This is a genomic window from Kitasatospora sp. NPDC005748 (assembly GCF_040630735.1).
In the GTDB taxonomy this organism is placed as follows: domain Bacteria; phylum Actinomycetota; class Actinomycetes; order Streptomycetales; family Streptomycetaceae; genus Kitasatospora.
This window is the reverse complement of record NZ_JBEXYD010000006.1, coordinates 72748-98474: the sequence shown is the minus strand read 5'-3', so window position 1 is coordinate 98474 and position 25727 is coordinate 72748. Positions and strand designations below refer to the sequence as shown.

At 74.1% G+C, this 25727-nt stretch carries 24 protein-coding genes; 17 read left to right on the top strand and 7 right to left on the bottom strand.

Annotated elements, in window-relative coordinates; all coding sequences use genetic code 11:
- Positions 1-172 precede the first annotated feature (172 nt).
- Positions 173-1237, top strand: coding sequence for a trypsin-like peptidase domain-containing protein (locus ABZ495_RS07265; RefSeq protein WP_359834926.1), 1065 nt, complete (start codon positions 173-175; stop codon positions 1235-1237).
- Between the two features lie 164 nt (positions 1238-1401).
- On the opposite strand, the gene ABZ495_RS07260 is transcribed toward ABZ495_RS07265, so the two are convergent.
- On the bottom strand, positions 1402-2541 hold the full coding sequence (locus ABZ495_RS07260) for a sensor domain-containing protein (RefSeq protein ID WP_329492144.1): 1140 nt from the start codon (positions 2539-2541) through the stop codon (positions 1402-1404).
- A 383-nt stretch (positions 2542-2924) separates the two neighbouring features.
- Here ABZ495_RS07260 and ABZ495_RS07255 point away from each other — a divergent pair, with 383 nt between their 5' ends.
- From ABZ495_RS07255 to htpX, 11 genes are all read left to right on the top strand, one after another.
- Positions 2925-3341, top strand: coding sequence for an NADH-quinone oxidoreductase subunit A (locus tag ABZ495_RS07255; RefSeq protein WP_329488224.1), 417 nt, complete (start codon positions 2925-2927; stop codon positions 3339-3341).
- A complete protein-coding gene (locus ABZ495_RS07250; RefSeq protein ID WP_359803354.1) occupies positions 3332-3985 on the top strand; it encodes an NADH-quinone oxidoreductase subunit B family protein in 654 nt (217 codons plus the stop codon). Before ABZ495_RS07255 ends, ABZ495_RS07250 begins: the two co-directional genes overlap by 10 nt.
- Positions 3982-5127, top strand: a complete 1146-nt coding sequence (locus tag ABZ495_RS07245) for an NADH-quinone oxidoreductase subunit C (RefSeq protein ID WP_359834842.1) — start codon at positions 3982-3984, stop codon at positions 5125-5127. The genes ABZ495_RS07250 and ABZ495_RS07245 overlap by 4 nt, the downstream gene beginning before the upstream one ends.
- 2 nt (positions 5128-5129) lie before the next feature.
- Positions 5130-6083, top strand: a complete 954-nt coding sequence (gene nuoH, locus ABZ495_RS07240) for an NADH-quinone oxidoreductase subunit NuoH (RefSeq protein WP_359803663.1) — start codon at positions 5130-5132, stop codon at positions 6081-6083.
- Between the two features lie 73 nt (positions 6084-6156).
- Positions 6157-6711 (top strand): NADH-quinone oxidoreductase subunit I, encoded by a 555-nt coding sequence (locus tag ABZ495_RS07235; RefSeq protein ID WP_329488219.1) that lies wholly within the window; start codon positions 6157-6159, stop codon positions 6709-6711.
- Entirely contained in the window at positions 6708-7406 is a 699-nt protein-coding gene (locus tag ABZ495_RS07230; protein ID WP_359834840.1) for an NADH-quinone oxidoreductase subunit J, read from the top strand. Before ABZ495_RS07235 ends, ABZ495_RS07230 begins: the two co-directional genes overlap by 4 nt.
- Positions 7406-7774: an NADH-quinone oxidoreductase subunit NuoK gene (gene nuoK, locus ABZ495_RS07225; RefSeq protein ID WP_352286278.1), complete on the top strand. Its 369-nt coding sequence runs from the start codon at positions 7406-7408 to the stop codon at positions 7772-7774. The genes ABZ495_RS07230 and nuoK overlap by 1 nt, the downstream gene beginning before the upstream one ends.
- On the top strand, positions 7771-9804 hold the full coding sequence (locus ABZ495_RS07220) for an NADH-quinone oxidoreductase subunit L (RefSeq protein WP_359834838.1): 2034 nt from the start codon (positions 7771-7773) through the stop codon (positions 9802-9804). The genes nuoK and ABZ495_RS07220 overlap by 4 nt, the downstream gene beginning before the upstream one ends.
- 66 nt (positions 9805-9870) lie before the next feature.
- The gene (locus ABZ495_RS07215; RefSeq protein ID WP_329488215.1) at positions 9871-11427 is read left to right on the top strand and encodes an NADH-quinone oxidoreductase subunit M; all 1557 of its coding nucleotides are present in this window, start codon (positions 9871-9873) and stop codon (positions 11425-11427) included.
- Positions 11428-11482: 55 nt separating this feature from the next.
- The gene (locus tag ABZ495_RS07210) at positions 11483-13030 is read left to right on the top strand and encodes an NADH-quinone oxidoreductase subunit N (RefSeq protein WP_359834836.1); all 1548 of its coding nucleotides are present in this window, start codon (positions 11483-11485) and stop codon (positions 13028-13030) included.
- Positions 13031-13170: 140 nt separating this feature from the next.
- Entirely contained in the window at positions 13171-14034 is an 864-nt protein-coding gene (htpX, locus tag ABZ495_RS07205; protein WP_359803363.1) for a zinc metalloprotease HtpX, read from the top strand.
- A gap of 57 nt (positions 14035-14091) precedes the next feature.
- Here the strand turns inward: htpX and ABZ495_RS07200 are convergent, their stop codons facing one another.
- Positions 14092-15561 (bottom strand): PLP-dependent aminotransferase family protein, encoded by a 1470-nt coding sequence (locus tag ABZ495_RS07200; protein ID WP_359834834.1) that lies wholly within the window; start codon positions 15559-15561, stop codon positions 14092-14094.
- On the opposite strand from ABZ495_RS07200, the gene ABZ495_RS07195 reads away from it, so the two are divergent.
- On the top strand, positions 15560-16504 hold the full coding sequence (locus ABZ495_RS07195; RefSeq protein WP_359803366.1) for a DMT family transporter: 945 nt from the start codon (positions 15560-15562) through the stop codon (positions 16502-16504). The genes ABZ495_RS07200 and ABZ495_RS07195 overlap by 2 nt on opposite strands.
- A gap of 59 nt (positions 16505-16563) precedes the next feature.
- Here the strand turns inward: ABZ495_RS07195 and ABZ495_RS07190 are convergent, their stop codons facing one another.
- A complete protein-coding gene (locus ABZ495_RS07190) occupies positions 16564-17034 on the bottom strand; it encodes a hypothetical protein (RefSeq protein ID WP_352286288.1) in 471 nt (156 codons plus the stop codon).
- 327 nt (positions 17035-17361) lie between these two features.
- On the opposite strand from ABZ495_RS07190, the gene ctaD reads away from it, so the two are divergent.
- The 4 genes from ctaD (at position 17362) to ABZ495_RS07170 (ending at position 21167) form a co-directional block, all read left to right on the top strand.
- Positions 17362-19020, top strand: coding sequence for a cytochrome c oxidase subunit I (gene ctaD, locus ABZ495_RS07185; RefSeq protein ID WP_359803665.1), 1659 nt, complete (start codon positions 17362-17364; stop codon positions 19018-19020).
- Between the two features lie 96 nt (positions 19021-19116).
- Positions 19117-19542, top strand: a complete 426-nt coding sequence (locus ABZ495_RS07180) for a BlaI/MecI/CopY family transcriptional regulator (protein WP_329488209.1) — start codon at positions 19117-19119, stop codon at positions 19540-19542.
- A gap of 3 nt (positions 19543-19545) precedes the next feature.
- Complete coding sequence (locus ABZ495_RS07175) at positions 19546-20580, top strand: M56 family metallopeptidase (protein ID WP_359803368.1); 1035 nt, start codon at positions 19546-19548, stop codon at positions 20578-20580.
- 185 nt (positions 20581-20765) lie between these two features.
- Positions 20766-21167, top strand: coding sequence for a YccF domain-containing protein (locus ABZ495_RS07170; protein ID WP_329488206.1), 402 nt, complete (start codon positions 20766-20768; stop codon positions 21165-21167).
- A 48-nt stretch (positions 21168-21215) separates the two neighbouring features.
- Here the strand turns inward: ABZ495_RS07170 and mug are convergent, their stop codons facing one another.
- The 4 genes from mug to ABZ495_RS07150 all read right to left on the bottom strand — a co-directional run bounded on the left by mug (position 21216) and on the right by ABZ495_RS07150 (position 25722).
- On the bottom strand, positions 21216-21770 hold the full coding sequence (mug, locus tag ABZ495_RS07165; protein WP_359834832.1) for a G/U mismatch-specific DNA glycosylase: 555 nt from the start codon (positions 21768-21770) through the stop codon (positions 21216-21218).
- A 74-nt stretch (positions 21771-21844) separates the two neighbouring features.
- On the bottom strand, positions 21845-22849 hold the full coding sequence (locus tag ABZ495_RS07160) for a phosphatase PAP2 family protein (RefSeq protein ID WP_359803372.1): 1005 nt from the start codon (positions 22847-22849) through the stop codon (positions 21845-21847).
- A 196-nt stretch (positions 22850-23045) separates the two neighbouring features.
- The gene (locus tag ABZ495_RS07155; RefSeq protein ID WP_329488203.1) at positions 23046-24164 is read right to left on the bottom strand and encodes an aminopeptidase P family protein; all 1119 of its coding nucleotides are present in this window, start codon (positions 24162-24164) and stop codon (positions 23046-23048) included.
- 205 nt (positions 24165-24369) lie between these two features.
- Complete coding sequence (locus ABZ495_RS07150) at positions 24370-25722, bottom strand: dipeptidase (protein ID WP_359834830.1); 1353 nt, start codon at positions 25720-25722, stop codon at positions 24370-24372.
- Between the last annotated feature and the right edge of the window lie 5 nt (positions 25723-25727).

The window sequence follows — 25727 nt, the reverse complement described above, 5'->3', positions numbered from 1 at the left end:
TCGGTGAAATGCTGACAAAGATCTCTGTGATCTCGATGGTTCCGCACGGACCTCGACGGCCCCGGTACGGCCGATGGAATCGGAGGCAGCCCAGGTGAACCGAAAGAAGGAACCCACCCGCCCGCTCCCGGCCGGGCCGCGCCCCACCGGCCCCCGGGCGTTCGGCGGGCGACTGACCGGGCCGGCGGCCGTCGCCGCGCTGACCGCGCTGACGGTGGCCGGGTGCAGCAGCGGATCGTCCTCCTCCTCGTCGACCGCCACCACCCCCGGCGCTTCCTCGTCGTCCGCCGCCCAGCCGGCCGGCGGCAACCAGCTCCAGGACGCCTACCAGAAGGTGATCGCCGACGTGCTGCCCTCGGTGGTGCAGATCACCACCGCGACCGGGCTCGGCTCCGGGATCGTCTACGACAACAAGGGCGACATCGTCACCAACGCCCACGTGGTCGGCACCGCCACCACCTTCACCGTCACGCTGGCCAACAGCACCAAGGCCCTGGACGCCACGCTGGTCGCCTCCTACCCGGACTCCGACCTCGCGGTGATCAAGCTGACCAGCCCGCCGAGCGCCCTCAAGCCGGCCGTCTTCGGGGACTCCGCCAAGGTCGAGCTGGGGCAGATCACCCTGGCGATGGGCAGTCCGCTGGGCCTGTCCAGCAGCGTCACCCAGGGCATCGTCTCGGCCACCGGCCGGACCGTCTCGGAGCCCCAGGGCGGTGGTTCGCCGGGCGCCACCATCGGCAACATGGTGCAGACCTCGGCGGCGATCAACCCGGGCAACAGCGGCGGCGCGCTGGTCAACCTGAACAGCCAGGTGATCGGCATCAACACGCTCGCCGCCACCGAGCCGGAGGCCAACGGGGCCGCCGCGCCCGGTATCGGCTTCGCCATCCCGGCGTCCACCATCACGAGCATCGCCGACCAGTTGATCAAGGACGGCAAGGTCACCAACTCCGGCCGGGCCGCGCTGGGGGTCACCGCCCGGACGTACTTCGACCAGAACTTCCGCCCGGCCGGCGCCGTGGTGGTGGCCGTCAGCGCGGGCGGGCCGGCCGCCTCGGCGGGGCTCCAGCCCGGCGACGTGATCACCAAGGTCGGCGACGCCACCGTCGACTCGCTGAACGGGCTCACCAGCGCGCTCGCCTCGCTCACCCCGGGGACCACGACGACCGTCGGCTACACCCGGGACGGCCAGGCCAAGACCGCCGACGTCACCCTCGGCACGCTGGAAACGCCCTAGGGCCGGGTGGGACAGGCCCTGGCCCCTCGGGTTCCCGGCGGCGGCCGCCCGCGCACCGCGCAAGGGTCGGCGGGCGGCCGCCGCACGGGTACGGGCCGGGCTCCGTCACTGCCTCGACGGAGTCCCGGCCCGTTGACGTGTCCGGCGGGGGGCCGGAGGAACGGTCAGCGGCGGGCGGCGCGGGTGCGCCAGGGGAGCTCGATGGTGACCGTGGTCGGCCCGCCGTCCGGGCTCTCCACCAGGAACACCCCGTCCACCGCCCGGATCCGTTCGGCCAGCCCGGCCAGGCCGCTGCCCGGGTAGGCGGCCGCGCCGCCCTTGCCGTCGTCCCGGACCAGCAGCATCAGCTGGTCGCCGGCCCGCCAGGCGTCCACCGTGGCGGAGCGGGCGCGGGCGTGCTTCGAGATGTTGGTCAGCAGCTCGCTGACGGTGAAGTAGGCGATGCCCTCGACCGCCGAGTCCGGACGCTCCACCGTGCCGTCGGCGGCGGTCAGCTCGACGTGCACCTTGACCCCGTCCGGCACCGTGCAGCGGGCCGCCACCGCGGAGAGCGCCGCGTCCAGCCCCCGGTCGGTGAGCACCGCCGGGTGGATGCCCCGGGCCAGGTCGCGCAGCTCCTGCAGGGCCAGCTTCACCTCGCCGTGCGCGGCGCCGACCATCCGGGCCGCGGCCGCCACGTCCTCGGGCGTCTCGGTCTCGCTCAGCTTCTCCTTGGCCATGCCGAGGTCCATCGCCAGGGCCACCAGCCGGGCCTGGGCGCCGTCGTGCAGGTCGCGCTCGATCCGGCGCAGGTCGGCGGCGGCGGTGTCGATCACCGTGCCGCGGTCGTCCTCCAGCTCCCGCACCCGCTCGGAGAGCGCGCCCGGGTAGAGCAGGACCTCCACCAGCATCCGGTCGATCGCCGCCTGGAAGCGGACCACCCAGGGCAGCACCGGCCAGCCGACGATGACGCAGATCAGCGTCACCGCGAAGCTCAGCAGGCCCCAGGGCAGCAGCAGCACGTTGTAGAGCGCCGAGCGCCAGCTGAGCGGGTCGGTGAGGTAGGCGATCGCGTAGCCGGTGATCCCCGGCCGGTTCCGGCGCACCGGCTCCGGCTCGCGCACCTCGGAGCCGAGCACCGAGCGGGCCCGGCGGCGGGCGAAGGCGCCCAGGAGTCGGCATCCGGCCAGCCCGGCGGCCAGCAGCGGCAGGCCGATCACGGTGATGGAGAGCGCCAGCCCGACGGAGAGCAGGACGACGGTGAAGACGAACCCGGCGAGGCCGAGCGGCAGATTGAGCATCAGCTGCCCGGCCTGCCGCCACATCCGCGCGCCGTACAGCGGGGCGCGCTCGGGGCCCGCGTCCTGCTCCTTGAGGGCATCCGCGGCGCGGCGGTGCAGTGGCTTCATGTCGGATCTACCGTCCCTTGGAGTCGAGCTGGTGATCCAAGCTTCCCCGGTCGGGGGCGCGCGGGGCCATGGGGGTGATACGTCTTCCCGCCCGGGGGTTATCCCCACCCCCGCCCGGGGCGGCCGGCGGGCGCGGTCGTCCACCGAATGTCCATCGGCCGTCTTGCGGATCGGGCGGGATGCGGTGCTCCACGGCCGTGCACTTAGACTCACGCATTGGCGATGGTTATGACCGTGTAAAGAAACGTCGTAGAACTGCCGTGAGGGCGGTTTTCCCAGGCGATGTGGAGGCGAGGGGCATGGAGGGGCAGCCGGCAGCTGCCGTCGCGGCCGACCCGGCCGCCGGCAGCGGCTACTTCGACGCGTACGCCGCGATGGGCCTGCTCGCCGTCGTCGGCGTGCTCTTCGTCGCCGTGGCGTTCACCGCCAACCGGCTGCTGCGGCCGGTGGTGTACTCGCCGGAGAAGCTCCTCGCCTACGAGTGCGGCGTGGACCCGGTGGGAGAGGACTGGGCGCACACCCAGATCCGCTACTACGTCTACGCCTTCCTGTACGTGATCTTCGCGGTAGACGCGATCTACCTGTTCCCGTGGGCGACCGTCTTCGCCGCCGCCGGCTACGGCGCCGGGACGCTGATCGAGATGTTCGTCTTCATCGGCTTCCTCGCGGTCGGGCTGCTCTACGCCTGGAAGAAGGGCGTTCTGGAATGGACGTGACCCACAACCACTCGCACGCGCACGGCACCGGGGGCGCCGGGGGCCCGGTACCGCTCGGTCTGCCGGACCCGTCGCGCCCCGGTGCGGCCGTCGGGCGGAGCAGCCTCGGCCCGCTCGCCCGGCTGGCGCCGGACCCGGTCAAGGTCGTCCTGAACTGGGGCCGCCGCTACAGCCTCTGGTGCTTCAACTTCGGCCTCGCCTGCTGCGCGATCGAGTTCATCGCCGCGTCGATGGCCAAGCACGACTTCATCCGGATGGGTGTGATTCCGTTCGCGCCCGGCCCCCGACAGGCCGATCTGATGATCGTCTCGGGGACGGTGACCGACAAGATGGCGCCCGCCGTGAAGCGCCTCTACGAGCAGATGCCCGAGCCGAAGTACGTCATCTCCTTCGGCGCCTGCTCCAACTCCGGCGGCCCCTACTGGGACTCCTACTCCGTCACCAAGGGCGTCGACCAGATCATCCCGGTCGACGTCTACGTGCCCGGCTGCCCGCCCCGGCCGGAGGCCCTGCTCCAGGGCATCCTCAAGCTCCAGGAGAAGATCGCCGCCGAGTCGCTGCCCGGCCGGTACGCCGCGCCCGCGAGCGCGCTGCGCCGCCCGCTGGTGGCCGGCCCCGCGCCGTCCGAAGGAGGCGTCTCGTGAGCACCGCCGAGCAGTACGCGGCGTCGGTCGGCGAGTGGGCCACCGGCGCCGAGGCGTACGGGCTGGTCACCGTCGACGTGCCCGCCGAGCACTGGATCGAGGCGCTCACCGCGGCCCGGGACGTCCTGGGCCTGCGGTTCTTCGACTGGCTGAGCGCCGTCGACGAGCTGGCCGAGGGCTTCTCGGTGGTCGCCCACCTGGCCGCCGCGGACGGCCCCGGGGTGCGCCACCTGGCGCTGCGCACCAAGGTGGCGCGGGCGGGGGCCGCCCTGCCGACCGCCGTCGAGGTGTACGCGGGGGCCGGCTGGCACGAGCGCGAGACGCACGAGATGTTCGGCATCGACTTCCCCGGGCACCCCCACCTGGTCACCCTGCTGCTGCCGGACGGCTTCGAGGGGTTCCCGCTGCGCAAGGAGTTCGTGCTCGCGGCCCGGGTCGCCAAGGCCTGGCCGGGCGCCAAGGAGCCGGGCGAGTCCGACCACGGTGACGGACCGGCGCGGCGCAAGATGCAGCCGCCCGGCGTCCCGGACCCGAACGAGTGGGGCCCGCTCAAGGGGACCCTGCCGCCGGTGGCCGAGCGGCCCGCGCGCGGTGCGCGGGCGGCCGGCGCGGCGGCCCGTACGCCCCGGGCCGGTGCGGCCGCCGCAGGTGCGGCCGCCGCTTCGGCCGAGGGCGGGCCCGCCGTCCGGGCCGACCGGCCGCGCCGGACCAGGTCGGTCGACGCGGGCTCGGTGAGCCAGGCCGCCGAGACCGTCGCCGAGGGAGCCGCCGCCGAGGCGGCGCCGCCGGTGCGGGCCGACCGGCCGCGCCGGACCAGGTCCGTCACGGACGGCTCGGCGAGCCAGGTCCCCGCCGGGGAGCCCGCCGTGGAGAGCGCCGAGCTGAAGCCCGGGCGGGCGGCGCCGGCCCGGACCCAGTCCGCGGACGCGCCCTGGCACGCCCCGGTGCCCGCGCACGGTTCCGAGGCCGAGGCCGCACCTGAGGGCACCGCCGCACCCGAGACCGAGACCGAGGCCGCTGCCGCGCCCGAGGCGCCCGGCGAGGCGGCCGGTGCGACCGGACCGGAGGACGGGAAGCGCGCGGAGGACGGGACGAAGGAGACGCCGGCCGACCCGGCCGACCAGGACGGAGACAGCACGTGAACCTGCTCGACACGCTGCTGCGCTGCGTCGCCACCCTCGTCGTCTTCCTCACCTTCCCCCTGGTCATCGGCCAGACCGAGCACAAGGTGATGGCGCACATGCAGGGCCGGCTCGGTCCGATGTACGCCGGCGGCTTCCACGGCTGGGCGCAGCTCGTCGCCGACGGCGTGAAGTTCGCGCAGAAGGAGGACATCGTCCCGGCCGGGGCGGACCGCAGGATCTTCCAGCTGGCGCCCGCCGTCTCCCTGCTGCCCTACCTGTTCGTGCTGCTCGCCATCCCCGTCGGGCCGGACGGCTTCGTCGGCCAGGCGATCGACGCCGGCCTCTTCTTCGTGCTGGCCGTGATGGGCGTCGGCGTGATCGGCAAGCTGATGGCCGGCTGGGCCTCGGCGAACAAGTTCTCGCTGCTCGGCGGTCTGCGGACGGCCGCGCAGCTGATGTCCTACGAGCTGCCGATGGTGCTCGCGGCCGCCTCGGTGGCGATGGCGGCCGGCACGCTCTCGCTCCCGGGGATCCTGGACGCCTGGCAGTGGTACTGGATCCCGTGGCAGCTCATCGGCGCCTTCGTCTTCTTCACGGCCGGCCTGGCCGAGCTCCAGCGCCCGCCGTTCGACATGCCGGTGGCCGACTCGGAGATCATCTTCGGCGCGTACACCGAGTACACCGGGCTGCGCTTCGCGCTCTTCCTGCTCTCCGAGTACGTCGGGATCCTGGTGGTCTCCGGGCTGACCGCGGTGCTCTTCCTGGGCGGCTGGCACGGTCCGCTGCCGGACGAGCTCGGCTGGCTCTGGACGATCCTGAAGACCTTCGCGCTGGCCTTCGTGGTCATCTGGCTGCGGGTCACCTACCCGCGACTGCGGGAGGACCAGCTGATGCGCTTCGCGTGGCTCGTGCTGATCCCGCTGGCCCTCGTCCAGCTCGCCCTCACCGGCATCATCAAGGTGGCGATCTCATGACCGAGCGCAGCGAGCTCGTGGCCGACAGGCACGCGGGGGCCGACGCCCCGGCCCGGCGGAGCGGGGTGGGCGCATGAGCTTCCCCGGCTCCGGACTGGCCAAGGGCCTGGCCGTCACCCTGCGGACGATGACGAAGAAGACCGTCACCGCGCAGTACCCCGACGTGCAGCCCGCGCTGCCGCCGCGCTCGCGCGGCGTGATCGCGCTGCTGGAGGAGAACTGCACGGTCTGCATGCTGTGCGCCCGCGAGTGCCCGGACTGGTGCATCTACATCGACTCCCACAAGGAGACGCTGCCGGCCGCCGACCCGAACGCCCGCGCCCGGACCCGCAACGTGCTGGACCGCTTCGCCATCGACTTCTCGCTCTGCATGTACTGCGGGATCTGCATCGAGGTGTGCCCGTTCGACGCGCTGTTCTGGTCCCCGGAGTTCGAGTACGCGGAGACCGACATCCTGGAGCTGACCCACGAGCGGGACAAGCTCCGCGAGTGGATGTGGACGGTGCCGGCGCCGCCGGCGCTGGACCCGGCGGCCGAGGAGCCCAAGGAGATCGCCACCGCGCGCAAGGCCGCGGACAAGCTGGCCGCCGCCGCCTCGGCGGCGCCGGAGGAGGGTGACCCGCGATGAGTGCCGCCCTGCTGACCGCGGCCGGGTCGCTGGACCCGGCCGCCCGCTCGTTCCTCTCCCCGACCGGGGTCGAGATCGTCTTCCTGCTGGTCGGCGTCGCCGTGCTGGGCTCGGCCGTGATGGCCGTGACCACCAGGCAGCTGGTGCACGCCGCGCTCTGGCTGGTGGTCGCGCTCGGCGGCCTGGCGGTGGAGTTCCTGCTGCTCACCGCCGAGTTCATCGCATGGGTGCAGGTGCTGATCTACCTCGGCTCGGTGGTCGTCCTGGTGCTGTTCGGGCTGATGCTCACCCGGGCGCCGATCGGGCGCTCGCCGGACGCCGACTCGGGCAACCGCTGGGTCGCCCTGGTGGTGGCGCTGGCCACGGCCGGGACGCTGGTGACGCTGCTCGTCGACGCCTTCCGGACGTCGTGGATCGACCTCGGCGGTGGCGGCGGTTCGGCGCAGGCGACGGGTACCAGCCTGTTCCGGACCTGGGTGCTGCCCTTCGAGGCGCTCTCGGTGCTGCTGCTGGCCGCACTGGTCGGCGCGATCGTGCTGTCCCGCGGGGCCGGCCGGCGGGTGCCGCCGCCCCGGGCCGCCAAGCTGCGCGTGGGCCGGCCGGTGGGCTCCAACGGGACGGTCGCCGCCACCGCGCCGAAGGCCCCGGCCGAGCCCGCGGCTCCCGCCCCGACGACCTCGGCGGAGGAGAGCTGATGCATCTCGCCTACCCCGTCGTGCTCGCCGCGCTGCTGTTCAGCGTCGGCGTGTACGGCGTGCTCGCCCGGCGCAACGTCGTCCTGGTGCTGATGTCCGTGGAGCTGATGCTCAACGCCGTCAACCTCAACCTCGTCGCCTTCGACGCCTGGCTGCGGGACTCCCTGCACGCCGGCCAGGCGCTCACCCTGTTCACCATCACCATCGCCGCCGCCGAGATCGGCCTCGGGCTCGCCATCGTCCTGCTGCTCTTCCGGGCCCGGGGCACCGCGGACATCGACCGGGCCACCGCGCTCGGTGATCCCGCCGAGTCCGCCGAGGAGGCGCCGGCCGGCGCCGGGGCACTGAAGGGCCAGGCCGCCGCATGAACCTCGCCCTGCCCGTCCTCGTCCCCGTCCTGCCCGCGCTCGGATCGGCCGCCACCCTGGCCGTCGGCAGGCGCGCGCCCGGTCTGGCCCGGCCGCTGGCGATCGTGCCGGTCGCCGTCTCGGCCGTGCTCGCCCTGGTGGTCGCCCTCCAGCTGGGCACCGGCCAGGTGCTGGAGGCCGGCACCCGGCTCACCCCGACCGGCGGGCCGGACCTCACGCTCGGCCTCTACCTGGACGGCTACAGCTCGCTGATCTCCGTGCTGGTCGGCCTGGTCGCCACCTGCGTGCAGGTGTACTCGACCGCCTACCTCAAGGACGACCCGCGCTACCCGTCGTACGCGGCGCTGGTCTCGCTGTTCACGGCGGCGATGTTCCTGGTCGTCTACTCGGGCGATCTGATCGTGCTGCTGGTCGGCTGGGAGGTCATGGGCATCTGCTCGTACTTCCTGATCGGCCACCACTGGGAGACCGCGGACGCCCGGTCGGCCTCGCTGAAGGCCTTCCTGGTCACCAAGCTCGGTGACGTGCCGTTCCTGTTCGGCATCTTCCTGCTCGGCGCCGACGCCGGCAGCTTCCGGATCTCTGACGTTCTGGCCGCCGCCGCCGAGGGGCGGCTCGGCCACCCGACGTTGACCGCGCTGCTGCTGCTCGCCGGCGTGGCCGGCAAGAGCGCGCAGTTCCCGCTGCACACCTGGCTCCCGGACGCGATGGCCGGTCCGACGCCGGTCTCCGCGCTGATCCACGCCGCCACCATGGTCGCGGCCGGCATCTACCTGGTCGCCCGGCTGCTGCCGGTCTTCCTGCTCTCCGGCGCGGCGCTGGTGGTGCTCGCGGTGATGGCCGCCGTGACGATGATCGGCTCGGCGCTCTGCGCGCTCGCCCAGGACGACCTGAAGCGGGTGCTCGCCTACTCGACGGTCGGGCAGCTCGGCTACATGGCCGGCGCCCTGGCCGCCGGCGACCGCGAGGCCTCCGTCTTCCACCTGGTCAGCCACGGGGCGTTCAAGGCACTGCTGTTCCTCGCGGCCGGTGTGGTGATCCACGCCGCGCACACCAACTCGATCTCCGCGATGTCCCGGATGCCGGGGCTGCGAAAGCGGGTGCCGGACGCCTACTGGACGATGGGCATCGCGCTCGTCGCCCTGATCGGGCTGCCGCCGTTCTCCGGCTTCTTCAGCAAGGAGGCGGTGCTGACCGCCGCCGAGCACGCGGCCAACGGCGAGGCGCTGACCAACGGCCTCGGCCCGGTGTCCGCGGTACCGCAGTCGGCCGGCTGGATCGTGCTGATCTCGGCCGCGCTCACCGCCCTGCTGACCGCGGCGTACGCGGCGCGGCTGTTCCTGGTGGCGTTCCACAGCCCGGCCGCCGCCGGCGCCGCCGCGCCCGCCTCGCCGGCGGACCACGAGGCCGACGCGCCCTACTCGCCCGAGGTGGACGAGGCCGACCCGGCCACCGCCGAGCCGCCCGCGATGCGCTGGCCGCTCTGGGTGCTGGCCGTCCCGACCATGGCCTTCGGCGTGACGAGCCTGCGCTCGGACTGGCTGCCCGCGCTGCTGGACGGCGGCTCGCTGCGGCCCTCGGCCGTCACCGCCGTGACCGGCACCGGCCTCGCCGTGGTCGGCGCGCTGCTGGCGTATGGGGCCTGGCGCTCCGCCACCGCGCGGCTCGGCGCCGGCCGGCCGGCCGCCGCACCGCTGGGCCGGGTGCCCGAGCAGGCCGGCGCCCCGGCCGCCGAGGTGATCGTCGCCGACCCCGGCCGCACCCTGCTCGGTCCGCTGTTCGGCCCGGCCCGGCACGGCTTCGGCGTCGACCGGCTCTACAGCGCGCTGTTCGTCCGGCCGGTGACCGCCGCGGCCCGGCTGGTCCGCTTCCTCGACCGCGAGGTCGTCGAGACGTACGTGCGCGGCAGCGGGACGGCGGCCGGCCTGCTCGGCCGGGCCGTCCGGCTCGCCCAGACCGGGAACGCGCAGACCTACCTCAGCGCGCTGCTCGCCGGCGTCGTCCTGCTGGCCGTCCTGGTGGCGGTGTAGCCGGATGGACCAGAACAGGCAGCCCCGCCGCCCAGCCCCGCCGACCGCAGCCCGTAGGAGCCCCCGATGAACGCAGTCCTCATCGCCCTCCTGGTGCTGCCGCTGGCCGGGGCCGCGCTGACCCTGGTACCGGCGTTCGGCGCCGACCCGGCCGCCGCCGACCGGCGCGCGCTGCGGCTGAACACCGTGGTCACCGGCGCCGTCCTGGTGCTGGGCATCGTCCTCGCGGCGGGCTTCGACCACGACGGGCCCGGCCGGATGCAGGCGACCACCGACGTGTCCTGGATCCCGGCCATCGGCGTGCGCCTCCACCTCGGCGTGGACGGCGTCTCGCTCCCGCTGATCGTGCTGACCGCGCTGCTCACCTTCCTCTGCGCGCTGTATTCGGAGAAGCGGCTGCCGACCGGGGAGGGCGTCCCCTCGGCCCGGGCCTTCACCGGGCTCTTCCTCCTGCTCGAAGTCGGCATGCTCGCCACCTTCGCGGTGCTGGACCTGCTGCTCTTCTTCCTGGCCTTCGAGATCGTGCTGATCCCGATGTACTTCCTGATCGCCCGCTGGGGCACCGGGGCGAAGGTGCCGGCCGCCAACCGGTTCATCCTGTACACGCTGCTCGGCTCGGCGGTGATGCTGCTCGGCTTCCTGCTGGTCGGCAGCAAGGCGGGCACCTTCGACATGCAGGCGCTGGCCGCCGCGCACGGCAGCGGCCTGAGCCACACCACCCAGGTGGTCGCCGCCCTGGCGATCATGGTCGGGCTGGTGGTCAAGGCCCCCGCCTGGCCGCTGCACAGCTGGCTCCCGGACGCGCACACGGCGGCCCCCACGGTCGGCTCGGTGCTGCTCGCCGGCGTGCTGCTGAAGATGGGGACGTACGGCCTGGTCCGGGTCCTCCTCCCGGTCGTCCCGGACGGTACCGCGACGCTCGCCCCCTACCTGGGCGCGTTCGCCGCCGTCGGCATCGTCTACGGCTCGCTGGCCTGCCTCGCGCTGGTCCGGCCCGGGGCCAAGGGCGACCTCAAGCGCCTGATCGCCTACTCCTCCGTCGGCCACATGGGCTTCGTGCTGCTGGGCATCGCCTCCCTCACCCCGGTGGGCGTCAACGGCGCGCTGTTCGCCAACATCGCCCACGGGCTGATCACCGGCCTGCTGTTCTTCGTGGTCGGGGCCCTGAAGGACCGCTACGGCACGGCGGACCTCGACACCCTGGCCGGCTCCACCGGGGCCGCCCTCTACGGACGGGCCCCGCGGATCGGCGCCCTGCTGGCCTTCGCCGCCGTCGCCAGCCTCGGCCTGCCGGGGCTGGCCGGCTTCTGGGGCGAGCTGCTCGCGATGTTCGGCGCGTTCGACCCGGCCGAGGGCCTCTCGCGCCCCGCGTTCGTCACCTACATGGTGCTGGCCGGCCTGGGCACCCTCCTCACCGCCGGGTACCTGCTGATGGTGGTCAAGCGCGTCTGCATGGGCGACCCGAAGCAGCCGGCTCCGGTGGCCGAGCTCGCCGACCTGCGCCCGTATGAGGCCGTCAGCTGGACCCCGCTGGCCGCCCTCACCCTGCTCGCCGGCCTCTGGCCCGCGCTCCTGCTCGGTCTCTCCGACCCGGCCGTCAAGCACCTCCTCGGGGGTGGCTGACATGCTCGGACCCCAGCTCGCCGCACTCGGACCTCACTCCACGGGGCAGCCCACTGTGACCTCCCTCGCCGTAGCCGACCCGGGCAGCCTGATCCAGTCCGTGGACTGGGTGGCGATCGCGCCCCCGCTGATCGCCGCGCTGGCCGCCCTCGCGGTGCTGGTCACCGACCTCTTCCTGCCCGCGCGCCACCGCAAGCTGCTCGGCGCCCTGGCCGTGGGCGGCCTCGCCCTCGCGCTGCTCGCCCTGCTCCCGCTCACCGGCGGCTCGCCCCGGAGCACCTTCTGCGTGCGGGACACCGGCTGCTCCTACGTCGCGGACCACTTCGCGCTGGTCTTCCAGCTGCTCGCGCTCGGCGGCGCGCTGATCGCCGCGCTGCTCTCCATGCACACCGTGGACGGCCCGGCATCGGACGACGGCTCCGCCGCGGGGCTGCCCGGCGGCGAGTACTGGTTCCTGCTGCTCTCCAGCGCCACCGGCGCCGCCCTGCTGCCCGCCTCCCGGGACCTCGCCACCCTGGTGGTCGCCCTGGAGGTGGCCTCGCTGCCGGCCTTCGCCCTGGTCGCGCTGCGCCGGGACGGCCGGGGCGCGGAGGCCGCGCTGAAGTTCTTCCTCTCCTCCGTCACCGCGACCGCGGTGATGCTGCTCGGCGTCGGCTTCGTCTACGCCGCGAGCGGCAGCCTGCACCTGGGCGCCGTCGCCGAGGGCCTGGCCCACGCCCCCGCCCAGCTGGGGCCGCTGGCCGAGGCCGGCGCGGTGCTCACCCTGGTCGGCTTCGCCTTCAAGGTCGCCGCCGTCCCGTTCCACTTCTGGGTGCCCGACACCTACGTCGGCGCCCCGCTGCCGGTGGCCGGCTACCTCTCGGTGGTCGGAAAGGCGGCCGGCCTCTCCGGCCTGGCGCTGGTCACCACGATCGCCTTCCGGCCGTACGCGCACACCTGGGGCCTGGTGCTCGCGGTGCTGGCCGCCGTCACCATGACGGTCGGCAACGTGGGCGCGCTGCGCCAGCGGTTCGACACCCGGTACAGCGCGGTGCGGCTGCTCGCCTGGTCCTCGGTGGGCCAGGCCGGGTACCTGCTGGTGCCGCTCGCCGCCGCCGGCTACGCACGGACCGGGGCGGACAGCCTGGGCGCCACCGCCGCGTACGCGCTGATCTACGGCGTGGTGAACCTGGGCGCCTTCGCGGTGGTCGCCGCCGTCGGCCGCCGGGCCGGGACGAGCGTGGACGAGTTCCGCGGCCTGTTCGCCCGGCGCCGCTGGACGGCCCTGGCGCTGGCGTTCTTCCTGCTCTGCCTGGCCGGGCTCCCGCCCGGGGTGATCGGCCTGTTCGGCAAGGTGGTGGTGTTCCGCGCCGCCGTCGACGCCGGGCTGGGCTGGCTGGCCGTGGTGATGGCCGTCAATGTGGTCATCGCGCTGTACTACTACCTGCTCTGGATGGCGCGGCTCTTCGCTCCGGCGCCGTCGCAGGACGCGGTCACCGCCGTCGCCGAGCGCCGGCTGCCGGCCTCGCTGACGGCCACCCTGGGGCTCACCGCCTCGGTGGCCGTGGTGCTCTCGGTGGCCCCGCAGCTGGTCCTCCAGGTGGTCGGCGGCACGCTGTTCTGAGGCCGCCGGCCGGGGCGGGCGGCTGGGCGGTCCGGGTGTAGCGGTGGTCACAAGGGAACAAGGCCGCCGGGCTCGCCCGTTGAGCGGGCAGAGGGACGAGGCAGCGAGGGCTTCCCCACCGCACCATTGGAGGGCCTGCCGTGCACCGCCGGCACAACGGACTGAGGACCGCCGCACTGCTCGGCGGCCTCTCGGCGCTGATCCTGGTGATCGGCAGCTTCTTCGGCCGCACCGGCTTCGTGATCGCCCTGCTGGTCGCGCTCGGGACCAACGCCTACGCGTACTGGAACAGCGACAAGCTCGCCCTGCGCGCCATGCGGGCCCGCCCGGTGAGCGAGATCGAGGCGCCGCGGCTGTACCGGATCGTCCGTGAGCTCTCCACCTCGGCCCGCCAGCCGATGCCGCGGCTGTACATCTCCCCGACCCCGGCCCCGAACGCCTTCGCCACCGGCCGCAACCCGCGCAACGCGGCGGTGTGCTGCACCGACGGCATCCTCCAGCTGCTGGACGAGCGGGAGCTGCGCGGGGTGCTCGGCCACGAGCTGAGCCACGTCTACAACCGGGACATCCTGATCTCCTCGGTCGCCGGGGCGCTCGCCTCGGTGGTGATGTTCCTGGTGAACTTCGCCTGGCTGGTGCCGTTCGGCCGCAGCGACGACGACGACGGCCCCGGGCTCTTCGGGATGCTCGCGATCATGATCCTGGGTCCGCTCGCCGCCTCGCTGATCCAGCTGGCCGTCAGCCGCTCCCGGGAGTACCAGGCCGACGCCGACGGTGCTCGGATCACCGGCGACCCGCTCGCCCTGGCGGGCGCCCTGCGCAAGCTGGACGTCGGCACCCGGCAGCTGCCGCTGCCGCCGGAGCCACAGCTCCAGACGGCCAGCCACATGATGATCGCCAGCCCGTTCCGCCCGGGCGAGGCCGGGACGAAGCTCTTCTCGACGCACCCGCCGATGGCGGAGCGGATCGCCCGACTGGAGCGGATGGCGGGCTACCGGGGCTGACGGGGGCCCGCCTGCCCCGCGCCCCCGCCCGCCCGCTCGCTCGGCGGCCGGCCGCGTTCAGCCGGTGAGACCCTCGTAGGCCCGGCGCAGCCGGTGGACGCCCTCGGCGATCCGGGCCGGGCTGTCGACGGCGGCATAGCTCAGCCGCAGGTGGGGCGCGGGGGGCTCGGCGGCGTAGTAGGGGCTTCCGGGGGCGACCAGCACTCCGGCGTGCAGCGCGGCGGTGGCCAGCGCGGCCTCGTCGGTGCCCTCCGGCAGCCGCAGCCAGAGGTGGTAGCCCCCGGGCCGGTGCGGGCCGAGCAGCCCGGGGAGTTCGCGGCGCAGCGCGGCCACCGTGAGCGTCCGGCGGTCGCGCAGCTCGGCGCCGAGGGTGCGCAGGTGGCGCGCCCAGCCCGGGTCGGCGACCAGTTCCAGTGCCGCCTCCTGGAGCGGCCGGGGCACGAAGAAGCTGTCCACCACCTGGGTCGCCCGCAGCCGCCGCAGGGCCGGGCCGCGGGCGGTCAGCGCGCCGACCCGCAGATTGGGCGAGGTGGCCTTGGTCAGCGAGCGCAGGTGGACCACCACGCCGTCCGGGTCGTCGGCGGCGAGCGGGCGCGGCAGTGCGGGGGAGTCGGCGTGGACCAGCCGGCGGGCGAAGTCGTCCTCGACGACGAACGCGCCGGCCGTCCGGGCGATCCGCAGCACCTCGGCGCGCCGCTCGGGGGAGAGCACCGCGCCGGTCGGGTTCTGGAACAGCGGCTGGCAGACGAAGACCCGGGCCCGGGTGGCGTCGAAGGCCGCCGCCAGCAGGTCGGTGCGCACGCCGTCCTCGTCCACCGGGACGGGGACCGGCCGCACGCCCGCCGCGCGGGCGACCGCGAGCGTCCCGGGGTAGGTCGGCGACTCCACCAGCACGGGTGCGCCCGGGGCGGCCAGCGAGCGGATCGCGACGGTCAGCGCGCTCTGCCCGCCCGCCGTGACCAGGACGTCGCCCGCGCCCAGCGGCCCGCCGTTGCCGCCGATGTCCCGGGCGAACCAGGCGCGCAGTTCGGTCAGCCCGTCGACCGGCGGGCGCTCCCAGGCGCCGGGCCGCCGGCCGGCCCGGGCCAGGGCGGCAGCCAGCAGCCGCTCCGGCTGGAGCGAGGCGTGCGGGTAGCCGCCGTTCAGGTCGACCACGTCGGGCGGCGGGACGTTCAGGGTGGCGAACAGCGCGCCCGCGCCCCGCTCGCGCGGGCCCGCGTCGGCGCTCAGCGCGAGCTCCTGCCAGGAGAGGTCGCCGGGCCGGGCGGTCGGCGCGGCGAGCGGCGAACCGCCGCCGGTGGTGCCGCCGCCCGCGAAGGCGGCGGCCCGGAAGACCCCGGCGCCCGGCCGGGAGACCACCAGGCCCTCGGCCGCCAGCACGGCGATCGCCCGGGAGACCGTCACCGGGCTGACCTGGTGGCGCTCCATCAGGGCCCGGCTCGACGGCAGCTTGCGTCCCTCCGGGTAGCGCTCGACCTCCCGGCGCAGGCTGTCGGCCAGATCGGTCACGCTGCTACGCTCGTTCATGACGGCACAAGATAGCGCTACCCGCCCGATCGCGATAGCACCGCAGGCACCGATCGGCTCCGCCAGCTCGGGCAGCTCCGCCAGCTCCGGCAGCTCCGGTACGGCCCTGGCGGCCCTCGGCGTCCTCTCCTTCTCCTTCAGCTTCCCCGCGACCGCCTGGGCCCTGTCCGGGTTCGGTCCGTGGACGGCGACCGGCCTGCGCGGCGCCGTGGCCGGGCTGCTCGCCGCGCTCTGCCTGGCGGCCGCCCGGGTCCCGCTCCCCGCGCGCCGGCACTGGCCCGGGCTGCTGGTGGTCTCGGCCGGCTGCGTGCTGGGCTTCCCGCTGCTCACCACGCTGGCGCTGCGGGCCTCCTCGACCGCCCACTCGGCTGTGGTCATCGGTGTGCTGCCGCTCGCCACCGCCGCGTTCTCGGCGCTGCGCACCGGCCGGCGCCCGTCCCGGGCCTTCTGGTGCGCGGCGCTGGCCGGTGCGGCGGCGGTGCTGGCCTTCACCCTGCTGCAGAGCCACGGGCGGCCGACCACCGCCGACCTCTACCTGTTCGCCGCGCTGGTGGTCTGCGCGGCCGGGTACGCGGAGGGCGGGCGGATCTCGCGGGAGCTGCCGGGGTGGCAGGTGATCGCCTGGGCGGTGGTCGCGGCGCTGCCGGTCACCGTGGTGACCACGGCGCTGGCGCTGCCGGGCGAGCCGGCGCACCCGGGGGTGAAGGCGCTGGCCGGACTGGCGTACACGGCGGCGGTGTCGCAGCTCGGCGGGTTCGTGCTCTGGTACCGGGGGATGGCGGCGATCGGGGTGCCGAGGGCCAGTCAGCTCCAGCTCGCCCAGCCGCTGCTGACGCTGGTCTGGGCGGTGCTGCTGCTGGGCGAGGAGCTGCCGGTGGCGGCGCCGGTCACCGCGGTGGTGGTGCTGGTCTGCATCGCGGTCACCCAGCGCGCCCGCAGCTGAGACGGCCCGCGCCCGTACCGGCGGTGCGGTACGGGCGCGGGGCGGGTCGGTGCGGCCGGTCAGTACACGTCGTCCTCCGGCCGGTAGACGCAGAGCGCCCAGATGATGAAGACGTCCAGGGCGATCACCACGATCGACCAGAGCGGGTAGTACGGCAGGGCCAGGAAGTTGTCCAGGGCGCTCAGCGCGGTGAGGAACACACCGGCCCAGCGGGCCCAGGCGGCGCCCTTGAGGACGAAGGCACCGACCACCGCGACCAGGGCGCCGATGACGATGTGCACCCACCCCCACCCGGTGAGGTCGAAGCGGAAGACGTAGCGCGGGGTCGAGACGAAGATGTCGTCGTCGGCGACCGCCATGATGCCCCGCACCGCCTCCATGAAGCCGTTGATGAGCATCAGCACACCCGCGAACATCACCAGGCCGGGGGCCCAGTCACGGAACCGGTCGGCCGATGGCGGCGGGGGCGGCGCCCCGGTGCCGGAGCGCCAGGGCGGGGGCTGGTCGGGGGTGGGCGACGAGGTGCTCATGGACTCCTCCTGGGCCGCGGGCCGGCGTCGTCGGCGGTACCCGGCCGGAGCCGGACCGACGGCGAACAGGCGCACGGAAAGGGGTACGGACCTCGACCGTCCGCCGCGGCCGGGCGCCGGGCAACCGGACCGCGCCTGTTCGGGTGACCGGCCCCGCGCGCCCCCGGCGGGGCCGGGCGGCGGCTGGTAGTCGTTGTCCGACTGCTGTCCGGGCCCGGGCCGGCGGGCTCGACCGGGGCCCGGCCCCGAGTACGGAAGGTGCGCCGCGTGACTCTCCTGCCGAAGGACGCCGTGGAGCGGGCTCCGCGCCCGTCGCGCACGCCGCGACTGGACCGCCGGCGGGCGGCCGCGCGCCGACGGCGCGGCCGGGCCCTGGTGGGCTGGCTCACCACCACCGACCACAAGCGGATCGGCACCCTCTACATCACCACCGCGTTCCTGTTCTTCCTGGTCGGCGGGCTGATGGCGATGCTGATGCGGATCGAGCTGGCCCGGCCGGGGCTGCAACTGCTCTCCAACGAGGAGTTCAACCAGCTCTTCACCATGCACGGCACGATCATGCTGCTGATGTTCGCGACCCCGCTGTTCGCCGGCTTCGCCAACTGGATCATGCCGTTGCAGATCGGCGCGCCCGACGTGGCCTTCCCCCGGCTGAACGCGCTCGCCTACTGGCTCTACCTGTTCGGCTCGCTGATCGCCCTCTACGGCTTCGCCACCCCGGACGGCGCGGCCGACTTCGGCTGGTTCGCCTACGCGCCGCTGAACAGCGCCGAGCACAGCCCGGGCCTCGGCGCGGACCTGTGGATCATGGGCCTGGCCTTCTCCGGCTTCGGGACCATCCTCGGCTCGGTCAACTTCATCACCACGATCGTCTGCCTCCGGGCCCCCGGGATGACGATGTTCCGGATGCCGATCTTCGTCTGGAACATCCTGCTCACCGCCGTCCTGGTGCTCTTCGCCTTCCCGGTGCTGGCGGCCGCGCTGCTCTGCCTGGAGTCGGACCGCAAGTTCGGCTCGCACGTCTTCGACGCGGCGAACGGCGGGGCGCTGCTCTGGCAGCACCTGTTCTGGTTCTTCGGGCACCCGGAGGTGTACATCATCGCGCTGCCGTTCTTCGGCATCGTCACCGAGATCATCCCGGTCTTCAGCCGCAAGCCGGTCTTCGGCTACTCCGGGCTGATCGCCGCCACCATCGCCATCACCGGTCTGTCGATCACGGTCTGGGCGCACCACATGTTCGTCACCGGCCAGGTGCTGCTGCCGTTCTTCTCGATCATGACGATGCTGATCGCGGTGCCGACGGGGGTGAAGTTCTTCAACTGGATCGGCACCATGTGGAAGGGCTCGCTGAGCTTCGAGGCCCCGATGCTCTGGACGGTCGGCTTCCTGGTCACCTTCCTGTTCGGCGGGCTGACCGGGGTCCTGCTCGCGGCGCCGCCGATCGACTTCCACGTCTCGGACTCGTACTTCGTCGTCGCCCACTTCCACTACGTGGTCTTCGGCACCGTGGTCTTCGCGATGTTCGCCGGCTTCCACTTCTGGTGGCCCAAGTTCACCGGACGGATGCTGGACGAGCGGCTCGGGCGGATCCACTTCTGGACGCTCTTCGTCGGGTTCCACGCCACCTTCCTGGTGCAGCACTGGCTGGGCGCCGAGGGCATGCCGCGCCGCTACGCCGACTACCTGGCCTCGGACGGCTTCACCACGCTGAACACCGTCTCCAGCATCGGCTCCTTCCTGCTCGGCATCTCCACCCTGCCGTTCCTCTACAACGTCTGGCACACCGCGCGGTACGGCCGCAGGGTCACCGAGGACGACCCGTGGGGGTACGGGCGGTCGCTGGAGTGGGCCACCTCCTGCCCGCCGCCGCGGCACAACTTCGTCACCCTGCCCCGGATCCGATCGGAGTCCCCGGCCTTCGACCTGCACCACCCCGGGATCGCCGAGCTGGACCGGCGGCAGAACGCCCGTGAGCCGCTGGTCTGAGCGGGCCGGTGGGCGGCCGGGGGCCGGCGGCCGCTCGTTAGGATGAGAGCGCGTCCCGCCGGCTGCGGGGCGCGGCATCCGGAGGGAGTGGCCGTCATGGCAGAGGAGAGGCACGCCCCGGCGGCCGGGGATCCACGGGCCCGCCGGCGAGGCCAGGGCGAGCTGGAGGCCCAGGTGCTGGCGGTGCTCCAGCGGGCGCCCGGCCCGGCCACCGCGGTCTGGGTTCAGGAGCGGCTGGACGGCGGCCTGGCGTACACCACCGTGATGACCATCCTGTCCCGGCTGCACGCCAAGAAGGCCGTCTCGCGGACCCGTTCGGGCCGCTCCTACCTCTGGCAGGCGTCCTCCGACGCGGCCGGGCTGGCCGCACTGCGGATGCGCCGGATGCTGGACGGCGAGCCGGACCGGGACGCCGTCCTGGCCAGCTTCGTCACCGCCCTGCTGCCGCACGACGAGGAGCTGCTGCGGACGCTGCTGGACAGCGCCGGTGCCGACCCGGCAGTGGCCGACCACGAGAGCTGACCCGTGGGCGTCTTCGTCTTCCTCCCGCTCATCCTGCCGCTGACCGCCGTCCCGATCGCCCGGCTCACCGAACAGCACCTGCATCCGCGCGGGGCGTCCCGGCTGCTGACCGTGATCAGTGCGGTGATGGCGCTGTGCAGCGCCGTCTGCCTCGGCCTGACCGGGGTGGTGGGCACCGCCCAGATCCCGGGCAACCCGCTGCCGGACAGCTGGTCCGACCCGGAGGTGCGGGCGGCGCTGCCGTACCACGAGACGGTCGGCACGGCGGCGATCTGCGTCCTGACCGTGGTGGCCGGGGCCTGTCTGCGCACGGTGGTGCGACACCTGAGGATCCGGGCCCGGGCCCGCCGGGCGCTCGGCCGCGACCTCGGCGGCACGACCGGGTACGGACTCGGCGGCACGACCGGGTACGGACTCGCCGGGACCGCCGGGTACGGACTCGGCGGCACACCCGGCGGGCTCCCGGACGACCTCGCGGTGCTGCCGGACGACCGGCCCTACGCCTACGCGCTGCCCGGCTCGCCGGGGCGGGTGGTGGTCTCCACCGGGATGCTGGCCGGGTTGGCGGCCGACGAGCGCGAGGCGCTGCTCGCGCACGAGCGGGCGCACCTGGAGCACCGGCACCACCGCTATCTGCTGATCACCCAACTCGCGGGCTGCGTCAACCCGTTCCTGCGGCCCCTGCAGCAGGCGGTGGCGTACAGCGCGGAGCGGTGGGCGGACGAGGAGTCGGCCCAGGCGGTCGGCGACCGGCGGATCACGGCCCGGGCGGTGGCCCGGGCGGCGCTGGTCTCGCACCGGGCGCCCGCTCCCGGCTTCGCCGCCTTCGCCGCGCCGGGGGCCGTGCCCGGCCCGGTGCCGCGCCGGGTGGCCGCGCTGCTCGGCCCGGTGCCGTCCTCGCGGAACTGGCCGCCGGCCCACACCCGGGCGGGCCTCGCGGCCATGGTGGCGGCGATCGGAACGGCCGCGTCGGCGCTCTGCGCGGTCAACGCGGCGGTGGCGCTGCTGCTGGTGCTGAAGGCCGTCACCCCGCTGTAGGGGCCGGGCGCTGTAGGGGTTCGGCACCGGCGGCCCGCGCGTGGCGGGCCGGTTCGGCGGGGGGTTCGGTCGTCGGTTCTGCGGTCGGTCCGGCGGGCGGGTCGGCGGTCGGCGGCGTAGACACGGCGGACAGCGGGCATGGCACGTCATAGGGGTCGGCCGTCCGTCGTGAGAGGGTGCCCACCATGAAGGTGATCGAGTTCGTCCTGAACGCCATCTGGCTGATCTTCTGCGGGATCTGGATGGCGCTCGGCTACGTCATCGCCGGCATCATCTGCTGCGTCCTCATCGTCACGATCCCGTTCGGCATCGCCTCGTTCCGGATCGCCGGTTTCGTGATCTGGCCGTTCGGCCGGACGACGGTGGAGAGGCCGGAGGCCGGGGCGGCGTCCTGCGTGGGCAATGTGATCTGGCTGGTGTTCGCGGGCTGGTGGCTGGCGCTGGCGCACATCGCGACGAGCATCCCGCTGTTCGTGTCGATCATCGGGATCCCGTTCGGCTGGGCCAACCTCAAGATGATCCCGATCTCGCTGATGCCGCTGGGGCGCGAGGTGGTACCCACTGACGAGCGGTTCGGCGCGCGCTGAACCGCCCCCGCGGGCCGGTTGCCGGCCCTCCGGCGGTCCCGGCCCCGGTCACTCCACGGCCTCGCGCAGCCGCCGGAACTCCCGTGCCAGCGCGTCCGGCGTGTAGTGCGCGTTGAGCCCGCTCGGGTTGGGCAGCACCCAGACCTCGGTCTCCCCGAGGCCCTCCGGCTGCCGGCCGACCGCCGCCGTCCGCCGGCCGAAGGCCGTCCGGTACGCGCCGATGCCGAGCACGGCCAGCGCCTGCGGGCGCAGCGCCAGGACGCGGGCGGCGAGCGCGGCCCCGCCCTCGCGCAGTTCGTCGGCGGTGAGCTCGTCCGCCTTGGCGGTGGCGCGCGGGGCGACGTTGGTGATGCCGAGGCCGAGGTCGAGCAGCTCGCGCTGCTCGTCCGGGCGGAACTGGCGCGGGGTGAAGCCGGAGCGGTGCAGCGCGGGCCAGAACCGGTTGCCCGGCCGGGCGAAGTGGTGACCGGTGGCGCCCGACCAGAGGCCGGGGTTGATCCCGCAGAACAGCACCCGGAGCCCGGGGCCGGCGATGTCCGGGATGGTGCTGCCGCGAGCGGCGAGCAGCTGGTCCTGCGTGGGCTTCCTGGGTGTCTCGGTCACCCGCCCAGTCTGCCGGTGGCGGCCGCCGGCCGGGTACGGGGGTGGTGCGGTCCGCACCCGGCCGGGCGGCGCGGCTACCCCGGTACGGCCACCGCCAGCAGCCGGGCCCGGCGCCGTGCGCGCAGCCACCGCACGCCGTAGACCACCGCCGCCGCGTACGCCCAGCCGGCGAGGACGTCGACGATGAAGTGCTCAGCCCCGTAGACCAGGGTGAACGCCATCGCGAGCGGGTACGCGACCAGCAGCACGCGGACCCACCGCGCGGCCGTCGGCCAGAAGAAGAACAGCAGCATCGCCGGGTACGCGGAGTGCAGCGAGGGCATCGCGGCGACGTCGTTGGCGAACCGGCTGCCGTTCTCGAAGACCGACCCGGCCCGGGGCAGCCCGCTCTGCGTCAGCACGTCCGACACCACCCGGGTGAGCGCCGGCATGTGGCCCTCCTGCGCGGTGAGCCACGGCGGGTCGGCCGGGAACAGGATGTACGTCGCGAAACCGGCGAAGGTCAGCGCGAGGTAGCAGGTGAGCAGGTGCCGGAACCGGTCGTGGCGGCGCCGCCAGAGCACGGCCAGCACCACGAAGATCATGAAGAAGTGCGACATGTAGACGAGGACCGCCGCGTAGTCGTACCAGTGCGGCGAACCGGCGGTGTAGAGCCCGTGCTGCAGCCGGACCGTCCAGGTCTCACCGAAGCCGAGCAGCTCGTCCGCCCGCAGCTGCGGCCGCCAGTGCGGGGCCCACGGGGTGTGCGCGCCGTACCCGCGCAGCAGCGAGTACGCCCAGACGACGGCCATCACCGGCACCCAGTCGCGCAGCACCAGCAGGAAGCCGCGCGTCCCGTGGCCGCTGTGCACGGCGGCGGCCAGCAGCGCGCCGATCAGCCAGCAGAAGACCACGTCGTTGGAGTACGGCAGGCCGTACGTGCGCACGTACCAGAGCAGGGCGACGAGGTAGAGCGGCCACGCCAGGAGCCGCAGCCGCGTCAGTGCGCTGGCGCGCGCACCGGGCAGCGGCCGGGTCACCGGACGCAGCCGCCCGGCGCTCGCGGGTGGGGGCGGCGCCGGGCGGAGCAGTTTGGTCATGCCAGCCGAAGCTAGCAAGGCATTCTTTGAGAACTCTTCACGCGAACGGCCTGTCGTCCAGCAAAGACTCAGAAAGACGCCGGACAGCGGAACGGCCTGGCCCGCCGGCCCGCCCCCGCCCGGCCCCGTGCGGCGCGGTGCGGGCGGACTCCGCCGCAGGTCGCGGGGCCGGTCGGCAGTGGTCAGGAGACGGTGGTCAGGAGACGGTGCCCAGCTCGTGGGGCGTGTTGTTGAACCGCCGGCCGCCCTGGTCGGTCACCGTCACGATGTCCTCGATCCGCACCCCGAAGCGGCCGGGCAGGTAGACACCGGGCTCGATCGAGAAGCACATCCCCGGGACGAGCGGCTGCTCCTCGCCCTCGACCAGGTAGGGCGGCTCGTGCGTGGTGATGCCGATGCCGTGCCCGGTGCGGTGGATGAAGTACTCGCCGTACCCGGCCTCGGTGATCACCCGGCGGGCGATCCGGTCGATCTCCTGGCAGGTCACGCCGGGCCGGACCGCCTCGAACGCGGTCTGCTGCGCCTGCCGGACGACGTCGTGCACCGTCCGCACCTCGGCCGGGACGTCCGTGCCGACGTGCACCGTCCGGGTGGTGTCGGAGCCGTAGCCGTCCTTGAGGCCGCCGAAGTCCAGGACGACGGTGTCCCCGGCCTCGATGACCCGGTCACCCGCCTCGTGGTGCGGGTTGGCGCCGTTGGGGCCGGAGCCGACCACGGTGAAGTCGACCTGGCTGTGCCCGTACTGGATGAGCAGGGCGCTGAGGTCGGCGGCCACGTCGGTCTCCCGCCGGCCGGCGAACCGCACCTCCAGGATGCCGCGGTAGGCGGCGTCCGCGGCCCCGCCGGCCGCGGCCAGCCGCTCCAGCTCGTCGGTGTCCTTGACCGCCCGGAGCATCGGCAGCGCCTCGGTGAGCGAGGTCCAGCCGGCGCCCGGCAGGGCGGCCTGGAGGCCGAGCAGGTGCATCGCCCAGGCGTTGTCCGAGACGCCGTAGCGGCCGGCGGGGTCGAGCAGCGGGACGGCGGTGTCGTAGGGGCTCTCGCCGTCCGTCCAGTCGAGCAGCCGCAGGCCGGGGGCGCCGGTGGCCCGTTCGGCGTCGGGCCGCTCCAACTTGGGGACGATCAGGGCGGGTTCGCGCCCGTCGGTGAGGAGCAGCGCGGTCAGCCGTTCGGTGATCGCGGTCGGCTGGTAGCCGCAGAGGTAGACCAGGTCGGGGCCGGGGGCGACGACCAGGCCGCTGAGTCCGGCGGCGGCCGCGTCGGCGGTGGCCCGGGCCATCCGGGCGGTGTAGTCCTCGGTGGTGAACGGTCGTGGCATGAGGGTTCCTCTCTGCGTCTGTCCCGTACCGGAAGTGCTGCGTCTGCCCCGTACCGGAATTCCGCTTCTGTCCCGATGGGTCTTCCCCGCTGTCTTTCCCGCTGTCTTCCCCGCTGTCCTTCCCGTTCTGGAACCGGGCCCGGACCGGTGGCCGTCCGGGTCGGGCCGGCCGCCGGGCGCGGGCTGTCGCGCGTACCGAACTCCCTCACGTCCGGGCGGACCCGGCGTAGTGCCGGAGGAACAACGCCTCGACGTGGGCCATGTGTTCGATCTCGCCGGGATCGACGCTCTCGTTGGGCGCGTGGATCAGGCAGCGCGGCTCCTCGACGCCCATCAGGATGATCTCCGCGTCCGGGTAGGTGCGGGCGAACACGTTGCAGAGCGGGATCGAGCCGCCCTGGCCGAGGAAGGAGATCGGCTTGCCGTAGACCTCCCGCATGGCCCGGTCGAGCGCCTGGTACGCCGGCCCGCCGGTGGAGGCCTGAAACGGCGAACCGACGCTCTCCGGCTCGACCGTGACCTGCGCGCCCCACGGCACGGCGGCCTTCAGGTGCGCGGTCAGCGCGTCCTGGGCGGCCCGTGCGTCGGTGCCGGGCGGCACCCGAAGGCTGACCCGGGCGCGGGCGGTGGCCGGGACGGCGGCCGCCGAGCCGACCACCGGGGGGCAGTCGATGCCGAGCACGGTGACGGCGGGCCTGGCCCAGAGCCGGTCGGCGACGGTGCCGGAACCGGTCAGCCGGACGCCCTCCCGGACCCCGGCGTCGGTGCGGAACTGCTGCTCGTCGTAGCCGACGCCGCGCCAGGTGCCGGTGGAGTCCAGGCCGTCGATCCGGGTGCCGCCCTCGGCGTCGCGCAGCGAGTCGAGGGCGCGGATCAGCGCGGCCAGGGCGTCCGGGGCGGGCCCGCCGAACATGCCGGAGTGCACGTCGCCGGCGAGGGTCGAGACGCCGACCACCACGTTGGTGACCCCGCGCAGCGAGGTGGTGGCGGTCGGCACGCCGACCGCCGCGTTCCCGGTGTCGCAGACCAGCAGGGCATCGGCGTGCAACTCGCCCGCGTGCGGCGGCACGTACGCCTCCAGCCCGCCGGTGCCCTGCTCCTCGGAGCCCTCGGCGACGAACTTGATGCCGACCGGGAGGTCGTCGCCGAGCGCCCGCAGGGCGGTGAGGTGCATGACGATGTTGCCCTTGCAGTCGGCGGTGCCGCGTCCGTACCAGCGGCCGTCGCGCTCGGTGAGCTCGAACGGCGGGGAGGTCCAGGCGGCGTCGTCGAGCGGCGGCTGGACGTCGTAGTGGCAGTAGAGCAGGACGGTCGGGGCGCCGGGCGGCGGCGGGCGGTGGCCGATCACGGCGTGGCTGCCGTCCGGCGTCTCCTCCAGGTGGACGTCGCGCAGGCCGGCCCCGGTGAAAGCGGCGGCGACCCACTCGGCGGCCTCGCGGCACTTCTCCGGCGGGTACTGGCGCGGGTCGGCGACGGAGGGGATGGCGACCAGCTCGGCCAGGTCGTCCTTGGCCCGGGGCATCAGGGCGGCGATCCGGCGGGCGAGTTCGTCGGTCATGGGTA

Bases quoted from the DNA above. Each gene is read 5' to 3' on its own strand.
- nuoK (WP_352286278.1), top strand. From the start codon at position 7,406: ATGCATCTCGCCTACCCCGTCGTGCTCGCCGCGCTGCTGTTCAGCGTC.
- ABZ495_RS07235 (WP_329488219.1), top strand. From the start codon at position 6,157: ATGAGCTTCCCCGGCTCCGGACTGGCCAAGGGCCTGGCCGTCACCCTG.
- ABZ495_RS07155 (WP_329488203.1), bottom strand. From the start codon at position 24,164: ATGCCACGACCGTTCACCACCGAGGACTACACCGCCCGGATGGCCCGG.
- ABZ495_RS07260 (WP_329492144.1), bottom strand. From the start codon at position 2,541: ATGTGGCGGCAGGCCGGGCAGCTGATGCTCAATCTGCCGCTCGGCCTC.
- ABZ495_RS07230 (WP_359834840.1), top strand. From the start codon at position 6,708: ATGAGTGCCGCCCTGCTGACCGCGGCCGGGTCGCTGGACCCGGCCGCC.
- ABZ495_RS07250 (WP_359803354.1), top strand. From the start codon at position 3,332: ATGGACGTGACCCACAACCACTCGCACGCGCACGGCACCGGGGGCGCC.
- ABZ495_RS07255 (WP_329488224.1), top strand. From the start codon at position 2,925: ATGGAGGGGCAGCCGGCAGCTGCCGTCGCGGCCGACCCGGCCGCCGGC.
- ABZ495_RS07180 (WP_329488209.1), top strand. From the start codon at position 19,117: ATGGCAGAGGAGAGGCACGCCCCGGCGGCCGGGGATCCACGGGCCCGC.
- ABZ495_RS07195 (WP_359803366.1), top strand. From the start codon at position 15,560: ATGACGGCACAAGATAGCGCTACCCGCCCGATCGCGATAGCACCGCAG.
- ABZ495_RS07150 (WP_359834830.1), bottom strand. From the start codon at position 25,722: ATGACCGACGAACTCGCCCGCCGGATCGCCGCCCTGATGCCCCGGGCC.
- ABZ495_RS07200 (WP_359834834.1), bottom strand. From the start codon at position 15,561: ATGAACGAGCGTAGCAGCGTGACCGATCTGGCCGACAGCCTGCGCCGG.
- ABZ495_RS07190 (WP_352286288.1), bottom strand. From the start codon at position 17,034: ATGAGCACCTCGTCGCCCACCCCCGACCAGCCCCCGCCCTGGCGCTCC.
- ABZ495_RS07170 (WP_329488206.1), top strand. From the start codon at position 20,766: ATGAAGGTGATCGAGTTCGTCCTGAACGCCATCTGGCTGATCTTCTGC.
- ABZ495_RS07220 (WP_359834838.1), top strand. From the start codon at position 7,771: ATGAACCTCGCCCTGCCCGTCCTCGTCCCCGTCCTGCCCGCGCTCGGA.
- ABZ495_RS07215 (WP_329488215.1), top strand. From the start codon at position 9,871: ATGAACGCAGTCCTCATCGCCCTCCTGGTGCTGCCGCTGGCCGGGGCC.
- ABZ495_RS07160 (WP_359803372.1), bottom strand. From the start codon at position 22,849: ATGACCAAACTGCTCCGCCCGGCGCCGCCCCCACCCGCGAGCGCCGGG.